This is a genomic window from Actinomadura viridis (genome assembly GCF_015751755.1).
GTDB lineage: Bacteria > Actinomycetota > Actinomycetes > Streptosporangiales > Streptosporangiaceae > Spirillospora > Spirillospora viridis.
Window position 1 is genome coordinate 1591837 of sequence record NZ_JADOUA010000001.1, and the last position, 16857, is coordinate 1608693.

20 protein-coding genes are annotated in these 16857 nt (G+C 70.7%); 9 read left to right on the top strand and 11 right to left on the bottom strand.

The window, feature by feature from the left end; translation table 11 throughout:
* The first annotated feature begins 58 nt into the window (after positions 1-58).
* A complete protein-coding gene (locus IW256_RS06925; RefSeq protein ID WP_197010164.1) occupies positions 59-1411 on the top strand; it encodes a hypothetical protein in 1353 nt (450 codons plus the stop codon).
* Between the two features lie 25 nt (positions 1412-1436).
* Here IW256_RS06925 and IW256_RS06930 read toward each other — a convergent pair whose 3' ends face one another.
* The 3 genes from IW256_RS06930 to IW256_RS06940 form a co-directional block, all read right to left on the bottom strand.
* Positions 1437-2678: a Cmx/CmrA family chloramphenicol efflux MFS transporter gene (locus IW256_RS06930; RefSeq protein ID WP_197010165.1), complete on the bottom strand. Its 1242-nt coding sequence runs from the start codon at positions 2676-2678 to the stop codon at positions 1437-1439.
* 74 nt (positions 2679-2752) lie between these two features.
* Positions 2753-3325, bottom strand: coding sequence for a TetR/AcrR family transcriptional regulator (locus IW256_RS06935; protein ID WP_197010166.1), 573 nt, complete (start codon positions 3323-3325; stop codon positions 2753-2755).
* Positions 3326-3381: 56 nt separating this feature from the next.
* On the bottom strand, positions 3382-4089 hold the full coding sequence (locus IW256_RS06940) for a translation initiation factor IF-2 (RefSeq protein WP_197010167.1): 708 nt from the start codon (positions 4087-4089) through the stop codon (positions 3382-3384).
* 75 nt (positions 4090-4164) lie between these two features.
* Between IW256_RS06940 and IW256_RS06945 the strand changes: the two genes are divergently transcribed.
* Positions 4165-5061: a Gfo/Idh/MocA family protein gene (locus IW256_RS06945; protein WP_197010168.1), complete on the top strand. Its 897-nt coding sequence runs from the start codon at positions 4165-4167 to the stop codon at positions 5059-5061.
* Between the two features lie 170 nt (positions 5062-5231).
* Here the strand turns inward: IW256_RS06945 and IW256_RS06950 are convergent, their stop codons facing one another.
* Both IW256_RS06950 and IW256_RS06955 read right to left on the bottom strand, forming a co-directional pair.
* Positions 5232-6146: a hypothetical protein gene (locus IW256_RS06950; protein WP_197010169.1), complete on the bottom strand. Its 915-nt coding sequence runs from the start codon at positions 6144-6146 to the stop codon at positions 5232-5234.
* A complete protein-coding gene (locus IW256_RS06955) occupies positions 6143-6679 on the bottom strand; it encodes an RNA polymerase sigma factor (RefSeq protein ID WP_197010170.1) in 537 nt (178 codons plus the stop codon). Before IW256_RS06955 ends, IW256_RS06950 begins: the two co-directional genes overlap by 4 nt.
* Before the next feature lie 304 nt (positions 6680-6983).
* On the opposite strand from IW256_RS06955, the gene IW256_RS06960 reads away from it, so the two are divergent.
* Positions 6984-7655 (top strand): class I SAM-dependent methyltransferase, encoded by a 672-nt coding sequence (locus IW256_RS06960; RefSeq protein WP_231403685.1) that lies wholly within the window; start codon positions 6984-6986, stop codon positions 7653-7655.
* A gap of 129 nt (positions 7656-7784) precedes the next feature.
* Here the strand turns inward: IW256_RS06960 and IW256_RS06965 are convergent, their stop codons facing one another.
* Positions 7785-8243 carry an ATP-binding protein gene (locus IW256_RS06965; protein WP_231403686.1) on the bottom strand — a complete coding sequence of 153 codons (459 nt, stop codon included), beginning with the start codon at positions 8241-8243 and terminating at the stop codon, positions 7785-7787.
* Here IW256_RS06965 and IW256_RS06970 point away from each other — a divergent pair.
* From IW256_RS06970 to IW256_RS06980, 3 genes are all read left to right on the top strand, one after another.
* On the top strand, positions 8142-8378 hold the full coding sequence (locus IW256_RS06970) for a Scr1 family TA system antitoxin-like transcriptional regulator (protein ID WP_269218056.1): 237 nt from the start codon (positions 8142-8144) through the stop codon (positions 8376-8378). The genes IW256_RS06965 and IW256_RS06970 overlap by 102 nt on opposite strands.
* A gap of 9 nt (positions 8379-8387) precedes the next feature.
* Positions 8388-8594, top strand: a complete 207-nt coding sequence (locus IW256_RS06975; protein WP_231403688.1) for a DUF397 domain-containing protein — start codon at positions 8388-8390, stop codon at positions 8592-8594.
* Between the two features lie 98 nt (positions 8595-8692).
* Positions 8693-9292, top strand: coding sequence for a DUF7691 family protein (locus IW256_RS06980; RefSeq protein ID WP_197010173.1), 600 nt, complete (start codon positions 8693-8695; stop codon positions 9290-9292).
* Between the two features lie 264 nt (positions 9293-9556).
* Here IW256_RS06980 and IW256_RS06985 read toward each other — a convergent pair whose 3' ends face one another.
* Positions 9557-10204: a TetR/AcrR family transcriptional regulator gene (locus IW256_RS06985; protein WP_197010174.1), complete on the bottom strand. Its 648-nt coding sequence runs from the start codon at positions 10202-10204 to the stop codon at positions 9557-9559.
* A 78-nt stretch (positions 10205-10282) separates the two neighbouring features.
* Between IW256_RS06985 and IW256_RS06990 the strand changes: the two genes are divergently transcribed.
* Positions 10283-11170, top strand: coding sequence for an alpha/beta fold hydrolase (locus IW256_RS06990; protein ID WP_197010175.1), 888 nt, complete (start codon positions 10283-10285; stop codon positions 11168-11170).
* Between the two features lie 166 nt (positions 11171-11336).
* Here IW256_RS06990 and IW256_RS06995 read toward each other — a convergent pair whose 3' ends face one another.
* The 4 genes from IW256_RS06995 to IW256_RS07010 form a co-directional block, all read right to left on the bottom strand.
* Positions 11337-12218, bottom strand: coding sequence for an alpha/beta fold hydrolase (locus tag IW256_RS06995; protein ID WP_197010176.1), 882 nt, complete (start codon positions 12216-12218; stop codon positions 11337-11339).
* A gap of 123 nt (positions 12219-12341) precedes the next feature.
* Positions 12342-12680 carry a HEAT repeat domain-containing protein gene (locus IW256_RS07000; RefSeq protein WP_197010177.1) on the bottom strand — a complete coding sequence of 113 codons (339 nt, stop codon included), beginning with the start codon at positions 12678-12680 and terminating at the stop codon, positions 12342-12344.
* Between the two features lie 133 nt (positions 12681-12813).
* Positions 12814-13086 carry a hypothetical protein gene (locus IW256_RS07005; RefSeq protein WP_197010178.1) on the bottom strand — a complete coding sequence of 91 codons (273 nt, stop codon included), beginning with the start codon at positions 13084-13086 and terminating at the stop codon, positions 12814-12816.
* Positions 13087-13159: 73 nt separating this feature from the next.
* Positions 13160-13876 carry a DUF6891 domain-containing protein gene (locus tag IW256_RS07010; protein ID WP_197010179.1) on the bottom strand — a complete coding sequence of 239 codons (717 nt, stop codon included), beginning with the start codon at positions 13874-13876 and terminating at the stop codon, positions 13160-13162.
* 235 nt (positions 13877-14111) lie between these two features.
* Between IW256_RS07010 and IW256_RS07015 the strand changes: the two genes are divergently transcribed.
* Positions 14112-15425, top strand: coding sequence for a C2 family cysteine protease (locus IW256_RS07015; protein WP_197010180.1), 1314 nt, complete (start codon positions 14112-14114; stop codon positions 15423-15425).
* A 154-nt stretch (positions 15426-15579) separates the two neighbouring features.
* A complete protein-coding gene (locus IW256_RS07020; RefSeq protein ID WP_197010181.1) occupies positions 15580-16848 on the top strand; it encodes a C2 family cysteine protease in 1269 nt (422 codons plus the stop codon).
* Positions 16849-16857: the final 9 nt, after the last annotated feature.

Consider the following 16857-nt stretch of genomic DNA (forward strand, 5'->3'; position numbering starts at 1 on the left):
GATCTTGGGTGAAAAGTCCGAGTGGTGTTAGTTTCCGTGATCCCCTGGAGGTGATCACTTGACTCCCCGGCGCCTGCTCGCTCTCGCCCTCCCACTCGGGGTCGTGGCCGTCGGTACCCCTGCATTCGCCTATTTCGTCCCCGACTACTCCCAGCGGGTGGCGGCCACCGCCGTCGCCGCCGCGCCCGCCAAGAGCCCCTACCTGCTCACGGCGGGGGAGCGGCCCGCAGGGAACGCGCTCGGGGGCATGGCCAGGAACCTGAAGACCGTCGGCGTGCAGGCCCTGCTGGACCGCAAGGGCGACCGTAAGGGCGAGTGGGGCGGGGACTGCGGTCGCGCGGCCAGGGTCCCCGCGGGCGCCAAGGTGTTCTGCTTCGACACCCGCGACACCGGGACCGAGGAGTGGTACCCGCACGGGGTCACCACCGTCTCCGACGCCCAGGCGGACGAGAAGTGGGGGGCGTCGCGGCCCCTCCTGGTGAGCTGGAACGACCGCGACGAGAAGGCTCCGCACAGGAGCGCCCGCGTCACCTTCATCAACACGGAGAACGACACCTACCGGCACGTGCTGCTGGTGTGGCCGTACCAGAACGCCAGGGGCCAGACCACCTACGAGCCGGTCGGCACGCAACGCTCCGGCACTCAGGGTTCGGGCGCGCAGGGTTCGGGCGCGCAGGGCTCGGGCACGGGCATCCAGGCCGGAGGGCTCGCCTGGTACGGCAACCGCCTCTACGTGGCCGACGCCGGTACGGGACTGCGCGTCTTCGACATGCGCCAGATCTTCGACCTGGGCAAGAGCAGGAACGGCTCCACCGGGAAGCCCGGCCGCGTGGGCCTGCACGGCAAGACCTACCACGGCTACGGGTACCGCTACGTGATGCCGCAGGTCGCGTCGTACGTCCCGGCCAAGGACCTCGGCGGCTCGTGCACCGGCGACGGCACGCCCCACCACTCGTGGCTGTCCATCAACCGCACCGGCAAGGACAAGCTGGTGACCGGGGAGTGGTGCAGGAACACCCAGGGCCGGGTGGCGCAGTTCCCGCTGGTCAGCGGCAAGAGCGGCACCGGCGACCTGGTGACCGACTCCGACGGGCGGGCCGCCCCGACCTCGGTGGCCCGGCTCCCGGTGTCCCACGTCCAGGGCGGGTCCACCGCGGACGGAACGTGGTGGTTCACCCGGAACGTCCCCGCCTCGGAACGGCCGTTCCCGCCCGGCCAGAACAAGAACCCGGGGGAACTGGTCCGGGCCCAGTGGTCGGAGACCGGCTTCGAGGAGGTCGGGCGGCAGGCCGTCTCCTACGGCCCGGAGGACCTGTCCTGCTGGCGCGGGCGCAACCAGGTCTGGACGGTCGCCGAGCACCCCGGGCAGCGCGCGGTCTACGCCGTGGACAAGTCGCGGCTGACCCCCTGACCCGTTCCCGTTCCGCCGGCTCGCCCTACCGGCCGAGGCCGGCGCCCCGCGTGACGGGCGCCGCCGGGACGCCCGCCGCGACGGCGCGCCGGGCCGCACGCCGTTCGACCGCCGCGCCCAGCGCCACCGTCCCGAGCGCGGCCACCGCCATGCCGGCGCCGACCCAGGCAGGGGAGCGGTAGCCGAACCCGGCGCCGATGGCCAGCCCGCCCAGCCAGGGCGCCAGCGTGTTGCCGACGTTGAACGCCGAGGTGACCGTGGCCCCGGCCAGCGTCCGCGCCTCGCCCACGTTCGCGTACACGCGGACGTTCACCGCCGGGTTGGTGGCGAGGCCGAACGCGCCGAGCAGGGGCACGAGCACGATGACGGCCGCGGCGTGGCCGGCCCCCAGCGCGATCCCGGCCGAGGCGGCCACGACGCCCGTCATCCCCACGGTCAGCGTGGCGAACGGGTGCGCGTCGGCGACCCGTCCGCCGACGGCGATACCGATCAGCGATCCGGCGCCGAAGAGGGCCAGGACGGCGGGCACCCGGCTCTCGGGCAGCCCGGTGGTTCCGGTCAGCAGCACTCCGAGGTAGCTGAACGTGGCCATCATGGAGCTGAACGACAGGGCGCTCGTCCCGTAGGCGATCCAGAGCCCGGGCGCGGTCATGCTCCGCAGCTCCTCCCGCAGCCGCGAGCCCAGCGTCCCGCCCGTCCCGTTCGGGCCGGGGGCCTCCGGGCGCCCTCCCGGCAGGGCGGCGGCCACCCCCGCCATCGCCACCGCCGACAGTGCCGCCACCGTCCAGAACGCCGCCCGCCAGCCCAGATGCTGGCCGATGAACGTCCCGCCCGGCACGCCCAGGACGGTGGACACCGTGATCCCGCCGATGACGATCGCCAGGGCCCGTCCCCGCGCGTCCGCCGGGACCAGGTCGATGGCCGCGACCGCGGCCACGCCGAAGAACCCCGCGCAGGCGAACGCGCCCACCAGCCGGGACGCCAGCAGCAGCTCGTAGCCGGGCGTCAGGGCGCCGGCGACGTGCACGAGCACGAAGACCCCGAGGAAGGCCAGCAGCGACGTACGGCGTGGCAGCCGGAGCGTGGCCAGTGCCAGAACCGGCGCCCCCAGCACCATCCCGAACGCGTACGCCGAGATCAGCAGCCCCGCGGCGGGCACCGAGACGCCCAGGTCGGCGGCCATGTCGGGGAGCAGCCCGGCCAGCATGAACTCCGAGGTCCCCTGCGCGAAGATCGCGAACCCCAGCACGTAGATCGCCCACGGCATCCTGCGGCTCCTGTTTTGTATTGATCGGTTCAAAATGTGCCCGTGAAAAAGGGCGGCCACCGCCGCCCGCGGTCTCAGAGGGCGCCGAGCGCGGTCGCCGCGATCCCCTTCAGGGCCTCGCGATCGGCGCCGGTCCGTCCCGCGACGCGCATCCCGCTGATCGTGGTGAGGACGAAGTGCGCCAGCGCGCGGGCGTCCCGCGCCGGGTCGATCTCGCCGGCGCGCTGCCCCGCCTCGATCACCCCGGTGAGCACGCCCAGGCGGTACTCGTAGTCACGCCGCAGCCGCTCGGCGATCGAAGGATCGCGGGGCGCCAGCTCGACGCCGGTGTTGACCACCAGGCAGCCGAGGCGGTCCCCGGTCTCGTCGTCGACGACCATCTCCAGCAGCGTGCGGACCTTCTCCCGGACGGTCCCCTCGCCCTCCAGCAGCTCGGTCTGGCCTCGCGCGACGCCGTCCATGTAATGGCGCAGCGCCCGCTCGAACAGGTCGTGCTTGCTCTTGAAGGTGTTGTAGATGCTGCTGCGCCCCAGCCCCGTGGCCTCGCACAGGTCCTGGGTGGAGGTCGCCTCGTACCCGGCGGCCCAGAACGCGCGCATCGCCGCGTCGACCGCCCGTTCCTCGTCGAAGTTCCTCGGCCGTGCCATGGCGCGACGCTATCACGTTCTGGAACGCTCAGTTCAATACTCCGCCGGGTCCGTGCTCAGAAGGCGTTGCCGAGGCCGCACCCGCCCTCGCCCGGCATCCGCTGGATCCGCGACGGCGTCCAGACGCTCGTCCGTCCCGGCGCGACCCTGGCCAGGACGCAGTCCAGCGCCTCCGACGCGCGCGGCTTGAACCACAACCTCAGCCCCACGACCCCGTCCCGGGTCCCGAACTCGGTGTGAACGGCGGGATCGAGACGCAACCTCGCCACGGCCGCCCGTACCTTCGCCTCGTCCACCGTGCCGCCGGCGGGCACCCGCGGCAGGACCTTCTCCAGCCGCTCGCTCGGAATCTCCGGATCCTTGGGCGGGGGAGCGAACGCGAGCGGCTCGCCGGAGGGGCAGCGCACCCGGCCGGGCGTCTCGTCCCACTCGCGGTCCGGCCGGATCCGCAACCCGAAGCACCGCTTCACCGTCATCTCCTCGGGGCTGGGCCAGCCCCTGGCAACGGCCGCCTCCACCCTGATGACCAGGCCGACTCCCGGCCCGTCATCGGTCCGGGTGCCCGACACCCTCATCACGTCCACGCCGTCGAGGCCGGCGGCCCGGCGGCCGATGTCCTCCGCCGTCCGTACCTGCAGGGTGTGCAGGACGTTCCCGACCCGCCGGGCCTTGTCCCGGGCGGCCTCGGTGGCCCGCGTCTCGGCCGAGGGCACGACCCCGCACCCGGCCATCGCCACCACCGCGCCCACCACCAACCACCGCATGACGGAATGATCGCCGCTTTCCTCTTCTCCCGCCTCCGCGCGCGTACTCAATCCCGGCCTGAGTACGTTCGGGGCATGAAACCCCTCAAGGTCGGCGTCATCGGCCTGGGCGACATCGCGCAGAAGGCGTACCTGCCGGTGCTCACCGCCCAGCCGGACCTCGAACTCCACCTGCACACCCGTACCCCGGCGACCCTGGACCGGGTCGGCGACGCCTACCGCCTGCCGCACCGCCACGCCACCCTCGACGGCCTGCTCGCCCAGGACCTCGACGCCGCGTTCGTCCACGCCCCCACCGCCCTGCACCGCGCCATCACCGAACGCCTCCTCCACGCCGGTGTGCCGTCGTACGTCGACAAGCCCCTGGCCGCGAACCTCGCCGACGCGGCCCGCCTGGTCGACCTGGCCGAACGGTCCGGCGTGGGCCTGATGGTCGGCTTCAACCGCCGCTACGCCCCCGACTACCGGGCCCTGCTCGACCACCCGCGCGACCTGATCGTGCTGCAGAAGAACCGCGCCGCCCTCGCCGACGACCCGCGCAAGGTCGTGTTCGACGACTTCATCCACGTCGCCGACACCCTGCGCTTCCTGGCCCCCGGGGAGATCGAGCACGTCGACGTCCGGACCCGTGTCCGCGACGGCGCGCTGCACCACGTCGTGCTCCAGCTGTCCGGGGACGGCTTCACCGCCCTCGGCATCATGAACCGCTCGAACGGCTCCACCGAGGAGATCCTCGAAGTCATGGGCCGCGACGCCAAACGCCAGGTGGTCAACCTCGCCGAGGTCATCGACCACCGCGGCGGCACGACCCTCCGGCGCCGCGGCGACTGGATCCCGGTCGCCCGCCAGCGCGGCATCGAGCAGATCACCCTGGCGTTCCTCGGCGCCGTCCGCACCGGCGACCACCCGCCCGCGGCCGACGCCCTGGAGACGCACCGCCTCTGCGAACGCGTCGTCGAAGCCGCCGGGTGACCGATACCCGCGCCCCGGCCCCGGCGAGGGCAGGACCGGGAAGGGCCGATCACGCCTGCGCGGCCGATCACGCCTGCGCGGGAGAGGCCGGGCGGCCGAGGACGACGGCGTCCCTGGAACGGAGCCACGCCGAGCCGAGGATCCTCCGCTCGATGAACGTGACGGCTCGGTCAGTCCGCCGGACGAGGACGGGGATCGTCGGCGGACGGGGCGACCAGGAGGCCGACCGAGGTGGAACTACGCATCCAGGCACCGGTGACGCGGCGGTCGCCGGCGGGGCGCCAGCCGGCGGGAGGGTCCCAGTGGCTTCCCGCACCGTCCGGCGTGAACTCGCCGATCGAGAACGCGGAGGTGAGGCCGAGGCGGCGCGACTGCGCGAGCGCCTGGGACACGGTCCGTCCGGTGAGGCGGAGGCTCCCCGGGCGGTCGCCCTGCTGGGGCCGGGCATCCTGGTAGATCTCGCCGGGACGGGCCTCGCGGCCGATGACGATATCGGCGCCCTGAAGGCGGAACATCTTGCCCTGGAGCCGGACCCTGATCGGGCAGGCACTCTGACCGGGCGGGCATTTCATGACGATGCTGGAGGTCCCCGTGAGACCTCCGGGCGGGAAGCCGCCATCGCGTGGCGCGTGGAGGGAACCCATCTGGACCACCTCGCGTTCGCGGCCCGGCGACACCGGGACGATGCGCAGCCGGACGTCCAGACCGAGCTTGGCGAACGCCTCACCGAACTCGCGCTGGTCGGCGTAGGCGTCCTTGACCTGCACTTCGTACGCGTCGCCCTTGGCCTCGATCGCCACGGCGGCGTTGGCGTAGCTGCGCAGCGGCCCCGAATCCCGGCCGGACATGCCGACCAGGACGGCGGCGGCGATCCCCGTGGCCACCACCACGCCCCCCACCGGACGGCGCAGACGGCGCCGTCGCGGCACAGTCACCTCGTCTCCGCGGCGTCGCGGTGCAGGGGCCTGGCCGGCGGTGATGGCGGCGAGGAGCTGCCGGCCGGCCACGCCGGACGGTTCGCTGGTGATGTCGTCATCGGACGGCCGGCCCAGGCCGGCCACGAGCTCGTCGATCCGGGAGGTCATGTCAGTTCGCTCCTCTGCAGAACGGGCCGGGCGGACGCGGCGTTCTCGGAATGGTCGATGCCCGCGGCACGCATGGCCCGGGCGAAGCGTTTGCGGGCACGGTGCAGGCGGATGCTCACCGCGTTGCGCGAGCAGCCGAGCACCGTGGCGATCTCGGCGTTGGACAACCCCTCCCAGGCGACGAGGGACAGGAGTTCGCGGTCGCGGTCCGGCAGGCCACCGAAGACCTCGGCGATGTCCGAGCGGTCGCGGGGCGGCGGGACGGCCGCCAGTTCCTCGCGCAGCGCCGCGGTCTTGATCGCGTGGCGACGGGCGCCGCGCCGATGGTTGGCCAGTACGCGCCGCGCCACCCCGTACAGCCACAGGCGGGCCTCGTCGCCGGACGGCATCTCCGCGGCGCGGCGCCAGGCGACCGTGAACGTCTCGGCGACGACGTCCGCCGCGTCCTCGGGGGAGTCGCAGCGGCGCAGCGCGTAGCCGAGCAGGGGTTTGTAGGTGGCGGCGTAGACCGCCGCGAACTCGTCCTCATCCATACGCGCTCCCGGGCATGTGGCCTCCTGAGCTCTGTCTCAAAGTCCCGGCCTACGGCGCTCGCCCGGCGGCTCGCGCGCGGTGGCCGAGGCCACTTCGAGACAGGCCCTCTAGATCTCGGTCACCCTGCACATGTCCGGACGCACACCGAATCTTTCAGCCTCAATCGGGCGGCACCGGCCATGGCGGCCGGAGCCATCAGGTTCCGCGAGCGACACGGCTCAGCCGTCACGCGGTCGCGCGGTCACCCCGCCACGTGTGCCTGCCCGCCGGTCGGGACGCTCTCCGGTGGGCGAGAATGCCCGGATGACGCGCCTGCTGGACGACGAGACCCTGGAACGGTCGCCGGTGGTGGCCAATTGCACGATGAACCGGGAGCGCTCGCTGACCGGTTCCAACGGGTACGGCCGCGAACTCGGCCTCGACGTCACGGCGGAACTCTCCGCCCGGGCGCCCGCCCGGTGGCTGGACCTGTGCTGCGGGAGCGGCCGGGCGCTGTACGAGGCGGCGGCGCTTCTCGGCGACCGCGCCGAGATCGTCGGCGTCGACCTGGCCGGGCACTTCGCCGCGCCGCCGGGCCCGTCCGGTCCGCGGCTGGTCACCGCCGCGCTGACCGGCACGGAGACCGGCTGGGCCCCGGAGGGGCACTTCGACCTGATCACGTCCGTGCACGGCCTGCACTACGTGGGCGACAAGCTGGGCGTCCTCGCCCGCGCCGCGTCCTGGCTCACCGGGGACGGGCTGCTGGTCGCCAGCTTCGACGCCCGCTCGGTGCGGTGGGCGGACGGCGCGGCGGCCGGGCGGCGCCTCACGGCCGAACTGCGGCGGCAGGGGTTCGACTACGACCCCTCCCGCCGCCGCGTCTCCCTGAGAGGGCGGCGGGACGTCCGTCTTCCCTATCGCTACCTGGGCGCCGACGACCGGGCCGGGCCGAACTACACCGGCCAGCCCGCCGTCGACTCGTTCTACGACCGCTGACGGAACGCCACCAAGGTTCACCGGGGCCGGACCCGTTGACCTGCGGCGCGTTGCACCCCCGCGGCCGTCCGAGGCGACAACTGGCCGCGAGTCGACGGATGGGACGGGACGCCTCGACCGGCGGACGGATCATCGACGCCGCTCGGTGAGCAGCGCCCACATCACGTGCCGCCCCTCGGGAGTGGTGTACTCCCCGGACCGGTCGGCGCACGCCTCGACCAGCACGAGCCCGCGCCCGTGCTCGTCGAGGCGGTCCGCGTCCCACCCCTCGCCCGACGGGTCCGGGCCGTCGTCCTGAACGGAGATCCGCACGCCCTCCCCGCCGACCGCCAGTTCGGCCCGTATCCGCCCCCCGGGCAGGCCGCTCGCGGAGTGCCAGAGCGCGCTCGTCCCGTACTCGCTCGCCACCAGCTCCAGGCTCAGGGCCACCCCCGCCGTGCTGAGCACCGCCCGTACCCGCCGCCTTGACGGCTCGACTACCTGACCCTGCAGGTATTGCCCTTCAACGCGCGTGCTCCAGTTTGGCTCGACGGCCCCTTCATCCTCTTGCACGTGCAGCCCGACCACCGTGTGGTCGTGTCCAACCATGCGCTCGGCGCCGTGTACTCGGATCTTGCGGAAGAGGTCGACAGGTGTACTTTGGTGTTCAAGAGGCTCCAAGCGGTGGCCCTGCCCCCAGAAGAATCAGTCGCCTTTATCCAGAGAGTTGCCGGCGATCTCTGAAGGAAATCGATGGATACTCAGTCTTCCAGCACGCTGGTATGGCGCAAGAGCGGTCGCAGCGGGACGCAGGGAAGCGCGTGCGTGGAGATCGCTGCATTTGGTCCGGCCATCGCGGCACGGGATTCGAAGGATCTGGACGGTCCGTTCCTCTATCTGACCGTTCCTGCCTGGAAGGTCCTCCTCGCGGATGTGAAGTCCGGACGTCTTGATCTTTAGTTCGGATCATCCAGGGTGCCCATCAGCACCAAAAATGCTGGAACGCTCGTCAGGGTGATCGCGGCATGGTTGTCGGTGGGGGCCGCTAGGGTCGTGGCATGAGTTATTCGCTGAGCCTTTACCTCGTTGACCTCGACAAGGTCCGGGGCGCGATCGGATCCCAGGACGACAAGCTGCGGCGGATGATCGGCGGGCGGTTCAAGGCCCAGATCGCCCATAGCGATGACTGGTTCTCCTCCGAGATCGAAAGCGGTGCGCCCACCCGCTATGACGCCGTACGGGCCGTCATCAACGGAGGCCCCTATGACGAGCAGTACGGCTTCCAGTACGGCTACGCCTACCAGATGATCTGCGAGTTCTACGGCCGGCACCTCTTCAACAACCACTTCTCGCCGTTCCGCGGCGACTGGCTGGAGACCGTGGACGAGGGGCTCCGTACGCTCGGGATCAAGGTCGCCGTGACCGACTTCATGTACGGCTCCGTCCCCTCGTCGCTGCCGCGGCCCGAGCATCTGCCCTGCTACGGGGAGTGGGCTCCGGAGGAGTGCGCGCAGGCGTTGGCGCAATGGGAGGCGACCACCCCGGAACAGCGCGCGGCGCTGGACCCCGAGGTGCTCGAAGCGATCGAGTCGTGCATCGAGTGGACCCGCGAGGCACAGGCCCGGCCGGGCACGGGCGTCGCCGGTTTCGGTTTCTGACGGCCCGGCCCTCGTGGCGAGGCCGCCGGCACGCGTACCGCGAGCGCGACTCTCCGCAGCTCAACGCGTGCCGGACGGCCCCCTTCCCCGATGAGGCCAACCGGCTGCCGGAGAAAGGGCCCGGGTGACTCTGACATCCCGGTTTGACGCCGAGGTGGCAGGACGAGGAGGGCACTCGGCGTGGCTTTCGCTCCGCTGCCACCTCAGCCCCAAGAGCCGTGGGTCCTCGGGACGCATGCGCGGAACCCGTTCGGCGGGCCGGGATCAGTTCGTGTGCGGGGCCGAGGCGCCGAGCCCGGTGAGGATGATCTTCAGGCCGGAGCGGAACTCGGCTTGAGGATCGCCGGTGGCCGCGTGGGCGATCTCGATCAGCCGGGGGAACCGCTGCGCCGGCAGGTCGGCCATCCGTGCGGTGATGGCTCCGGCGTCCTGACCGGACGCGGAGGCGAGGGGGCCGGTGAGTTCGGCCTGGGCGAATCCGGCGATGAAACCGGAGACCACGCGGAAGGCGGCCAGGAGGTCGGCTCCGGACCGTCCGCTGCCCGCCAGGGCCTGCAGCAGGGCCTCGGCGGGGGCGAGCGCTTCTTCGTCGAGGCTGCGCGTGGTCAGGACGAGGGGGATGGCGTTGGGGTGGGCGCGCACGGCGCGCCAGATGGCCTCGGCGATCGCCTCCACCCGCGCCCGCCAGTCGCCCGGGTGCCCGTCGGGCCGGCGGACCTGGGCCATGACCGCGCCCGTGACGAGGTGTTCGAGCCCTTCACGGCCGTCGACATAGTTGTAGATGGTCATGGGGCCGGTGCCGAGCCGGGCGGCCAGGGCGCGCATGGTCAGTCCTGCCAGGCCCTCTTGGTCGATCAGTTCCAGGGCTGCGGCCTGCAGCTGCTGGTGGGTGAACTTGCGCGGTGCCGGCACGGGCCCTCCACTTGATTACGTACAAGGTACGTGTTTAACTCTCCCCGTTCACGTACAACGTACTTGATCGGGGAGACCATGACGACACCCACCTCCTTCACATCCGGCGGCGACCGGTGCGCCGCCTGGCTCACCCTCCCCGAGGGGCCGGGGCCGCATCCGACCCTCGTCCTGGTCCACGGCGGCGGCGCGACGCACGAGATGATGCTCGGCCAGTACGAGAAGTGGTTCTCCCAGGCAGGCCTGGCCGTACTGGCCTTCGACTTCCGCCACCTGGGCGCCTCGGCCGGCGAGCCACGCCAGCTGGTCAGCGCGCGGCGGTACGCCCAGGACATCGACGCCGCACTGGAGTTCGCCCGCTCGCGGCACGAGCTGGACGCCGCGCGGATCGCACTGTGGGGAACCTCGTTCGGCGCCAGCCACGTGGTGGCCGCGGCCGCCCGGCATCCGGAGCTGTCGGCGGCGGTGGTGCAGTGCCCCGTGCTGAACGGGCGCGCCATCGCGCTGCGAGCCGGCCTGCGGCACCTGGCCCGGTTCACCGTCCCGATCACCTCCGACCTGGTACGCGCCGCGCTGCGGCGGCCGCGGCGATACGTGCCGCTGGTCGGCCCTCCCGGCGAGCTCGCCTTCGTCAACCAGCCAGGCGCACTGGAGGGCTGGCGGTCGGTGTGCCCGCCAGGTCATGAGTTCGACAACCGGGTCACCGCCGCCTCCGGCCTTGGGATGCTGTTCTACAACGCCTCGGCCCGCGCGTCCCGCGTCCGCTGCCCGCTGCTGGTGTGCCAGAGCGACCGGGAGAACCTGATCGACACCGCGATCGCGGAGAGGACCGCCGCCGCGGCACCCCGCGGCGTGCTCAAGCACTACGACGCCGACCACTTCACCGTCTACCACCCCCCGCTGGTTCAGCGGCTCGTCGCCGACCAGATCGAATTCCTCACCACCCACCTGCGGGCCCGGTCATGACGCGGCAGGCCATGAAGCAGCAGGACGCCCCAGACCCCCAGCGGTCGATCCGACTCACGGAATCCCCGCACGCCTCACGTCTCCGATCGGGGCCCGCCGTCGAGGGTGTGGGTGGCGTCCAGGATGAACCGCGAGTCCCGACAAGGGGAGTCTCCACAGCGCACACTCAGGTCCAGGTAGGGCCGTGGGCCTTCTTGAGAAGCAAGGTGAGGATGGGCTCGGCATGCGTCCACAGCAGCGCGCCGCCGATTCCCGGCACGACACGGCGTCGGGCGCCCGGCATACGGGCGGCGAGCAGTGCCCCGTTATCGGGCGAGTGGCCGGTGTCCTGTTCGCCGTACCAGATGTCGACCGGGACGGCGACATCGGCGAGGGCGAACGGCCACCGTCCCATGGCCAGGACGGTGTCGCGGGCGTAACCGGCGGCGCCTTGAGCGAAGCCCTCGTCCAGGGACCTGCGGTAGAGAGCCGCGAAACCTGGGTCCTGGTACACCGCGAGGTCGCACTCCGGACTCCCGGCCATGACCATGTCCCACATCGCGTCCGCGGTGAAGCCCGCGAAGAACCCCTCGGCGCCGGCCGGGTCGACCGCGGTCCGTTCGACCAGGCCACGCAGATCCTCCGCCAGAGCGGAGGCGAACTCCGGCGCGGCGACCTCATCCGCGCCGGAGACGACGGACAGCGCCGAGGCGACACCCTCCTCGGCGCAGGCGATGGCGAACGGCGCGCCCTGCGAGTTCCCGACCACGGCCGGACGTCCCAGACCCCGCAGCGCGCAGAGCCGACGGATATCACCGGCGAAGCCGGAGAAGGTCCGGCCGGGGGCGGGTGTCGAGGCGCCGAGCCCCGGGCGGTCCACGGACACGAGGCGCACCCCGAGCGCGTCGACCACCCCTGCCCCGAAGCCGAGCCACCGGCTCGTCGCCGCACCCGGGCACAACAGAACGGGCGCCCCGTCCGGAGGCCCCCACTCCGCCCAGCCGAGCAGCCGTCCATCGGGCATGGCACTCTGACCGAGCCGGGCGGGCTCGTCGGCGTACACAGGCATGATCGACATCCTGGCCGCGGACAGGATGCCTCGCACCCGAATTACAGGCGCCGTAGCCCTAGAGACGAACGGGGCGCCGCAGGCGGTCGTGGTACGTGCAACCCGGCGTTCGCCGGTGGCACGTCAGAAGATCCGGCCCTCGGCACGGGCCTGGGCGAGGGCCTGGTCGGCTTCGCGGGTGCCCAGCATCTCCAGGCCGCGAACGGCCCAGAACCGCAGGGACTCGTCCATGGTGTCGAGATGCCGCGTCAGGGTGGGGAGGGCTTGGGGAGCGCGGGCCTCGGCGATGAGTTCCAGCAGGAGGCAGCGGAAGCCGGGGTCGTCCTCCCGGGCCAAGGCGTCGATGAGTTCGTCGACATAGGAGTCGGCGTGCTCGCGTAGGAAGTCGAATCCCTTCTCGCGTTCGCCGAAGTCCTTGCTGCGCATCCACTCCACCGCGCGGGTGAAACGCTGCTCCGTCACTGCTTCCTCCTGCCTTCCGGAGGATTGTCCCATCTCGTTGATCGTTTGAGCGGCGCGTTGCCGCAGTGGTCCGCGCCGGATCGGTGCACGGGCGGCGCTCTGGCGTGGAACGCGGCTTCGAACGCCATGGAGGTCAGCGCAGGGCGCGCAGCCGGCGGCTGCGCAGCGGTAGCTGGCGCCCCCACAACGCGTTGAGCACTCCGAGCCAGCCTCGAGGTGCGTCGATGATGGTGATGCCCTCATCGACGATCCGGACGTGGGCGATCGGCCGGCCCCGGTTGAGCGGCTCGACCAGATCGCACAGACGGGCGCCGAGCCGCTCGACCTGGTCGGCGAGGGCGGCGAGCCCGTCACCGGCACGGCGAGCGAGGGTGGAGTCGACGATGGTGTCCCACGACGTGTTCACCTCGGGCCGCTTCCGCCGGTCGTGACCCACTACGCCCTGCCTTTCCGAACGTGTCATTCACGCGATGAGGCGTTCAGGCGGGGAGGCGGCGCCGCCAGTTCAGCGTGACCTCGATCCGCTTTTTATGCGAGCCGTCCCACTCGGTCCGCAGGCCCTCGGCGTCGAGCGCCGCCACCACCCGTTCGCCGATCTCGGTCGCCCCGGCGGGGTCGGTTTCGTCAGTGAACGTCCCGTACGCCAGGAGCAGTGGCCCGCCGTCCACCGCGCTCTCGGTGTCCTGCTGGTGGAAGAACGCGTACCCGTCCATGGCGGTGCCTTCGGGGACCTCGCCGCCGATCTCGGACACGCCGCACGTCTGGCAGCAGGTGAAGTTCTCCTCGGCCACGATCCCGCTCCGCCAGAGCCGGATGAATGCGCGTTCCAGCCGGTCGTTGTCGGTGACCTCCGGCCAGCCCCGCTGCTCTTCGAGCCGGGCCGCCCAGAGCCGTTCCACGGTGCGCTCGATGGCGTCCGGGTCGTACTCGACCTCGGCGCCCTCCACGAGTTCGGTCAGTTCCTCGACGATCTCGCCCTCGTCCGCGTAACCGGCTCTCAGGAGGTTGTTCGCCTGCGTTTCGACGATGATCTCGGCGGCGATCGTCCCGATCTCCTCGCCGGTCACCTGGAGGCCCTGCCCCTTCGCGTGCTCACGGAGGTCGTCGGCCAGGTCCTCGATGGGCTCATAGTGCCATTCGAGCGTCGCCGCGTACGCGCGCAGCCGGGCCTGAGGGGTGTCGGTGTCGGAGGTCATGAACGTCCTTATGGGCGAAACGGGCGGCGGCACGGAAGGGCTGCGGACACGACCGTAGAGGGCCGGTACGACAACGGTCACCGGTCGCCGGCCGTCACCCGTACGTGGGCGGGGCGGGCCCCGCGGATTTGGGTCCTGTTGGGCCTGAGGGCTCAAGCTCCCGGGCCATCGGATGTGTACCTTGCACATGCATTCCCGAATCCGGAGTCTCGCAGCCATTGTTGAGGGGGCGGTCATGCGCCCTCCGGATGATCGGGGCGAAGGGGCGGCCGGCTATCTGGCCGTCGTTCTTCTGATCGTGACGGTCGCCGGGGTCGTCGTTTCGTCGGGAATCCCCCGTGACATCGTTGCCGGGATCAAGGGCGCCGTTTGCGGGCTCGCCCAGGACAGGGAATGCGAGGGCGAGCGGCGTCCCGGGGATTCGACGACCGCCGCACCCGTCGACGACGGAAAAGAGTGGTCGGGGAACCCCCTGCCGGTCGGCAGGGACGAGTGGGGGAATCGTCCGACCGACGGCTTGCGGAAACCACCCGATCCAACGGAAGAGGAGATCCGGCGTGGCAAGGAGGTGGCCGGGCAGATTCGCGGCCATCTCGATGACGATTTCGCCTGGCACAAGCCCTGGACATGGGGCGGAGACGATTCTCCGGACCCCAGGGACGCTCTTTCCCGGATGTCGCCCGGTGAACTCAACGCGCTGTTCGGCGAGCTCTCCGACGACGAGATCCGCCGGTTGCTGGACATGGAGGGCGTTCCCGAGATCCTCAAGGTCCGGGCCGACCAGTACCTGCTGCGGCGCCTTGAGGAGATAGAGCCGCATTCCATCGAGCCCGGCGTGCCCGCCCGAAAGAGTGGCGGCAACGAGTCAACGAATCCCATCACCCGGCACGAGTACATGACCGGCCCGCTGTTCGGTGAGTCGGGGCGCCCCTCCCTGATCGACGTCAACCAGGGCGCGCTCGGCGACTGCTGGTGGATGGCGGGCCTGGGGGCGCTCGCGCACACCGGCAAGGGACGTGAGGTGCTGGAAGGCATGATCACGCAGAACGCGAACGGGACCTACACGGTCAGGTTCCCGGACGGCGAGTCGGTCACGGTGACGAGTTCCTTCGTCAGGAGGCAGGACGGAAGCGTCGCCTACGCCCAGCCCGCCCCCGCACTGTGGCCTTTGATCATGGAGAAGGCGCTGGCGGAGAAGGAGGGAGGCTACAAGGAGATCGACGGCGGGCGGGCCGGTGAGGGCATGGAGATTCTCACCGGAAAACCCGGCAGCGAGCACGACGCCGAGGACGTCACCCGGTCCGATCTCGAACGCTGGCTGAAAGAGGGCAAGGCCGTCACGGTCGCCACCTTCAGCAAGGACGGGGCGGCGAAAATCGACGCCTATCAGGCGGGCAGGATCTATGCCTACCATTCGTATGTCGTCCGCGGGTTCACGGGGGACGGTAAAGTGCTGCTGTACAATCCGTGGGGATACAGTCACGCAAGTGTGACCATGGAAGAGTTCAACAATCTTCTCCGGCGCGTGGATGTGAACGATATCGGCTAGCGGGGCGCAGTCGTTTGTCGCGGCGCCGGGCGCCCACCGTTCACCGTGCGGATTTGGGCCTCCCTAGGTCTGAGGGCCCAAGCTCTCGAGGGCTCGGGTGCGTATATTTCGCCTGTGTTTTCGAGGATCCTGGGCGTTGCTGAGGAGGGCGGCCTTGCGTTCTCCAGTTGATCGGGGTGAAGGGGCCGCCGGCTATCTGGCCGTCATTCTTCTGATCGCGGTCGTCGTCGGAACTCTCGTCACGACGGGAATCCCCGGGCAGGTCGTCGCCGGAATCAGGGGTGGCGTCTGCGAGGTCTCCCAGGGGGAGGAATGCGAGAACGGGAAGCGGCCCCGGGAATCGGCCACCGAAGCCGCCGGTGACGGTCTGCCGAGGTCGCATAATCCTCGGCCGGTGACGAGGGACGAGTGGGGTCACCGTTCGACCGACGGACTGCGGCGGCCCCCCGATCCGACCGAAGACGAGCGCAGGCGCGGCGAGGAAGTGGCCGGGCAGGTCCGGGGCCATCTCAATGACCCCTGGTACAAGCCGTGGACGTGGTTCGACGACGATCCCCCCGATCCCAGGGACGCCTTGTCCCGGATGTCGCCCGGGGAGCTCAACGCGCTGTTCGGTGAGCTCTCCGACGACGAGATCCGCCGGTTGCTGGACATGGACGGCGTTCCCGAGATCCTCAAGGTCCGGGCCGACCAGTACCTGCTGCGGCGCCTTGAGCAGATCGAACCGCATTCCATCGAGCCCGAGGCACCCGACGGCATCACCCACGATTACGTGGTCCACCCGCTGTTCATGAAGCCGGACCCCGAACTGACGGACATCGCCCAGGGTGGCGTCGGCGACTGCTGGTGGCTGGCCGGCATGGGGGCGCTCGCGCACACCGACAAGGGGCGTGAGGCGCTGAAGGGCATGATCACGGAGAACGCGAACGGGACCTACACGGTCAGGTTCCCGGACGGCGAGTCGGTCACGGTGACGAGCTCCATCGCCGTGAAGAAGGACGGGGAGATCGCCTATGCCCGGGTCAGTCGCGGGATGTGGCCGGCGATCCTGGAGAAGGCGCTCGCACAGAAGAAGGGGGGCTACGAAAAACTTGACGGGGGCCGGGCGGGTGAGGCCATGGAGATTCTCACCGGAAAGCCCAGCAGTAATCACGATCCCGAGGATGTCACCCGCACCGACCTCGAACGGTGGCTGAAAGAAGGCAAGGCCGTCGCCGTCTCCACGAAGCACAAGCTCTTCGTGAGGGGTAAGCGGATTTATGAGGACGGCACGCTTGTCACCAGCCATGTGTACGTCGTCGAAGGATTCACGGACGACGGTAAAGTGATGCTGTACAATCCGTGGGGAGCGGCCCATGCGGAACTGAGCATGAAAGAGTTCGGCAACCATCTCTGGGATGTGGACGTGAACGATATTCGCTAAGGGGGGTCT

What these genes read in the sequence shown, in the direction of transcription:
- IW256_RS06930 (WP_197010165.1), bottom strand. Translation starts at nt 2,678, where the DNA reads ATGCCGTGGGCGATCTACGTGCTGGGGTTCGCGATCTTCGCGCAGGGG.
- IW256_RS06935 (WP_197010166.1), bottom strand. Translation starts at nt 3,325, where the DNA reads ATGGCACGGCCGAGGAACTTCGACGAGGAACGGGCGGTCGACGCGGCG.
- IW256_RS06940 (WP_197010167.1), bottom strand. Translation starts at nt 4,089, where the DNA reads ATGCGGTGGTTGGTGGTGGGCGCGGTGGTGGCGATGGCCGGGTGCGGG.
- IW256_RS06945 (WP_197010168.1), top strand. Translation starts at nt 4,165, where the DNA reads ATGAAACCCCTCAAGGTCGGCGTCATCGGCCTGGGCGACATCGCGCAG.
- IW256_RS06950 (WP_197010169.1), bottom strand. Translation starts at nt 6,146, where the DNA reads ATGACCTCCCGGATCGACGAGCTCGTGGCCGGCCTGGGCCGGCCGTCC.
- IW256_RS06955 (WP_197010170.1), bottom strand. Translation starts at nt 6,679, where the DNA reads ATGGATGAGGACGAGTTCGCGGCGGTCTACGCCGCCACCTACAAACCC.
- IW256_RS06960 (WP_231403685.1), top strand. Translation starts at nt 6,984, where the DNA reads ATGACGCGCCTGCTGGACGACGAGACCCTGGAACGGTCGCCGGTGGTG.
- IW256_RS06965 (WP_231403686.1), bottom strand. Translation starts at nt 8,243, where the DNA reads ATGGTTGGACACGACCACACGGTGGTCGGGCTGCACGTGCAAGAGGAT.
- IW256_RS06975 (WP_231403688.1), top strand. Translation starts at nt 8,388, where the DNA reads ATGGATACTCAGTCTTCCAGCACGCTGGTATGGCGCAAGAGCGGTCGC.
- IW256_RS06980 (WP_197010173.1), top strand. Translation starts at nt 8,693, where the DNA reads ATGAGTTATTCGCTGAGCCTTTACCTCGTTGACCTCGACAAGGTCCGG.
- IW256_RS06990 (WP_197010175.1), top strand. Translation starts at nt 10,283, where the DNA reads ATGACGACACCCACCTCCTTCACATCCGGCGGCGACCGGTGCGCCGCC.
- IW256_RS06995 (WP_197010176.1), bottom strand. Translation starts at nt 12,218, where the DNA reads ATGCCTGTGTACGCCGACGAGCCCGCCCGGCTCGGTCAGAGTGCCATG.
- IW256_RS07010 (WP_197010179.1), bottom strand. Translation starts at nt 13,876, where the DNA reads ATGACCTCCGACACCGACACCCCTCAGGCCCGGCTGCGCGCGTACGCG.
- IW256_RS07015 (WP_197010180.1), top strand. Translation starts at nt 14,112, where the DNA reads ATGCGCCCTCCGGATGATCGGGGCGAAGGGGCGGCCGGCTATCTGGCC.